The organism is Leisingera sp. F5 (assembly GCF_001593695.1).
Genome location: NZ_LUKH01000397.1, coordinates 1 through 2,587, shown reverse-complemented (window position 1 = coordinate 2,587; position 2,587 = coordinate 1). Strand labels below are relative to the sequence as shown.

The window sequence follows — 2,587 nt, the reverse complement described above, 5'->3', positions numbered from 1 at the left end:
TGCACCATCATCTCGCAGGTCTTGCTAACTCGTGTTTCTCAATTGGGTTCAGACAGCCCTTGGCGAATAAGGCTCTTTCCTTGTCAGAACAGCCCGGACGTGAACCGCCCCGGGTTTGCCGGAGGCTGATTTCAGTTAGTTGCGCGGCAATGTCCTCAGTTTCCAGGGCGGCGTAGAAATCGGCCTCTGCTTCTGCCGGCGGAATGTTCCCGATAGGCTCAAGCAGGCGGCGGCTGTTGAACCAGTCCACCCATTCGAGTGTTGCGTATTCCGCTGCCTCGAAGTTGCGCCAAGGGCCGCGGCGGTGAACGGCCTCGGCCTTGAACAAGCCGTTGATCGTCTCGGCCAAGGCATTGTCGCAACTGTCTCCGGCGCTGCCGGCAGAGGGCTCGATACCAGCTTCTCCCAACCGCTCTGTGTATTTGATCGACAGGTATTGGCTGACCCACTGCGTGACAGGCGATGCGAGCATCGCCGAGAACGGCGGCCGGAGTGGTGAACAAGCCCCATCGCCTTTGCCGGCCGCCGCTCGTGAACAGCCTGCTCCAGAGCATCGAGAACGAACCCGGCATGCGCCGGGGTGCTGACACGACCATTGACCGGCAGGCGATTTGGCCATGCCAGATCTGCCGGGAGGGGGCCGGCGATCTTGCGGGCATAGGCATCAATGAGCGAGCCTTTGTCCGCCATTGGTCCGAGGACAATGGCGAGCGCCTTGAATACCCATGCCCTTCATCAGCCGAGCAACCGTGCAGCGGGCGGCGTCAAAGCCTTCCCGCTGCAATTGCCGCCAGACCTTCCGCACGCCCGAGACCCGCCAGTTCTCTTCGAAAACCCGCCGGATCTCGGGCCGCAATGCCGCGTCACGCCGGGCACGCTCCGACAACCGGGCCGGACCGGCCCGCTTCGCCAGGTGCTCATAATACCTGGAAGGGGCAATCGGCAGGAATGAGACATGCCGCGCCATTGGTCCGAGCGGCAATGGCGAATGCAGATCGGCTCGCCCCCATGCTCCGCGCGATGCATGCCGGTAAATGACACCATCACTTCGACCGGCGGCCGAGCGCCGCCATCGCAAAATACGCGGAGGCTTTGCGGAGGATCTCGTTCGCCCGGCGCTGCTCGCGGTTTTCCCGCTCCAGCGCCTTCATCTTGCCGGCTGCATCTGTTGGCACGCCCGCCCGCTTGCCGCTGTCGGCTTCTGCCTTCTTAACCCACTCATTCAGCGTATGCGCCGGACAGCCGGTCTTTGCGGAGATCGACATGATCGCCTGCCAACGGGAACTGTGCTGGCCGTTCGCCATTGGGCGCGAACCAATGGCGCCTCAATGGCTCACTTGTCCAGCACCAGCCGCACCGCACGCTCGCGGACCTCAGGAGAATACTTGTTTGTTGTCTTGCTCATTGTGGCTTCATCCTAATCAGGAGTTGAAGCCTCCGGAAAACCCGGGGCGGTTCAAGGCGGCGATCCAGACCCGCCCCGATTGCCAATCCTTTGACCCAAAGCAAAAGGTCGCTGCCGGCAATCAATATCCACCAGCGTTTGTTGCTGTGTTTGATCGCCACCGGATCGTTGTGCATCCCGCCGTTGCCGTCGGTGATCGGAACATTATAGCACTGATCCGGCTGCATGCCGGACAGGTTGCGCGAGGTCATCACGGTATTGCCGCACACTGCAATCTCGCCCTGTATTCCGCCGTCACGCGCAACCGCTTGACCACATTCGGTGTCGATCACAGAATCCGCCTCAACCATCGGCATGGCAATCCTCTGCTCAGCCTGCAGTTCCGCTTGTCCACCAGAAGACAGGTCTTTCCAGCCGCCCTGCCGTGGCATTTGGATATATGGCCATAGGTCTCTGTCAGCCCATAGGCCTGTGTTACTTCAAGCCCATTGCCTTAGCCTTTTCCAGAGCGGACGGCGGCGGCGGAGCGTCGGTACAACGGACAGGTAGTCCGGGTAGTGCGGCACCTGCCGTGCCGCCGCGCCCCCCAGCGCTACCAGATAGGCGCCACGATAGTGATAGACCACGCCCTTGGACCGTCTGCAGATTCCCGGCGCGAAATTCAACGCAATCGTGGCCCTTTCATCGTCAGGCATGACATCCGGCCAGGCCGGCAATGCTTAGATACAGAGGATGCATACCGCGGATCGGGGGCCGACGCGTCCTTTCCAGGGTTCCAGCCTACTGTTCATTCACGTCAAATGCGTGTTGCAGGTGACCAATTTCACGTTCAAAAAAGACGATGTGTTTCCCAATAATGACAAACAACGCTAGAGCCCTAGGAAATGACAGTTTCGGATCCTTCAAGCCTTGCCACGGTCTCGTCGCGGTTCGCCGGGGATTGGATTGTGGCCTTGAGGCACTGTTGCACGGATGCCCAGCTGGCATCCTTTCTGCGGCGTGCGGGGATGCATACGATCAGGGGCCGCCTTGCCCACCGCATCACTTTGGACCAGATTGTCCGGCTTTACCAAATTGCCGCCATCGAAACCAAAGATGAAATGATGGGCCTTTGGAGCCGGCCGATCCGGGCCAGAGCACTGCAGCACCTGCTGACGACAGTCCGCGAAGCCAGTTCACTTC

At 60.5% G+C, this 2,587-nt stretch carries 3 protein-coding genes, 1 pseudogene and 1 other annotated feature; all 4 genes and pseudogenes read right to left on the bottom strand.

Going from position 1 to position 2,587, the window contains the following annotated elements; all coding sequences use genetic code 11:
- Positions 1–7: 7 nt before the first annotated feature.
- A pseudogene (locus tag A2I95_RS30880) lies at positions 8–946 on the bottom strand (IS3 family transposase); the annotation flags it as partial.
- A 21-nt stretch (positions 947–967) separates the two neighbouring features.
- Positions 968–1,086 (bottom strand) — a sequence feature (AL1L pseudoknot).
- Entirely contained in the window at positions 1,044–1,304 is a 261-nt protein-coding gene (locus A2I95_RS30875) for a hypothetical protein (RefSeq protein ID WP_035920090.1), read from the bottom strand. It overlaps the preceding feature by 43 nt.
- 97 nt (positions 1,305–1,401) lie before the next feature.
- Positions 1,402–1,836 carry a hypothetical protein gene (locus tag A2I95_RS30870; RefSeq protein WP_291735976.1) on the bottom strand — a complete coding sequence of 145 codons (435 nt, stop codon included), beginning with the start codon at positions 1,834–1,836 and terminating at the stop codon, positions 1,402–1,404.
- Positions 1,837–1,884: 48 nt separating this feature from the next.
- Positions 1,885–2,100, bottom strand: coding sequence for a hypothetical protein (locus A2I95_RS30865; RefSeq protein ID WP_291735975.1), 216 nt, complete (start codon positions 2,098–2,100; stop codon positions 1,885–1,887).
- Positions 2,101–2,587: the final 487 nt, after the last annotated feature.

Coding starts and splice junctions, on each gene's coding strand:
- A2I95_RS30875 (WP_035920090.1), bottom strand. CDS start 1,304: ATGGCGAACGGCCAGCACAGTTCCCGTTGGCAGGCGATCATGTCGATC.
- A2I95_RS30870 (WP_291735976.1), bottom strand. CDS start 1,836: ATGCCACGGCAGGGCGGCTGGAAAGACCTGTCTTCTGGTGGACAAGCG.
- A2I95_RS30865 (WP_291735975.1), bottom strand. CDS start 2,100: ATGCCTGACGATGAAAGGGCCACGATTGCGTTGAATTTCGCGCCGGGA.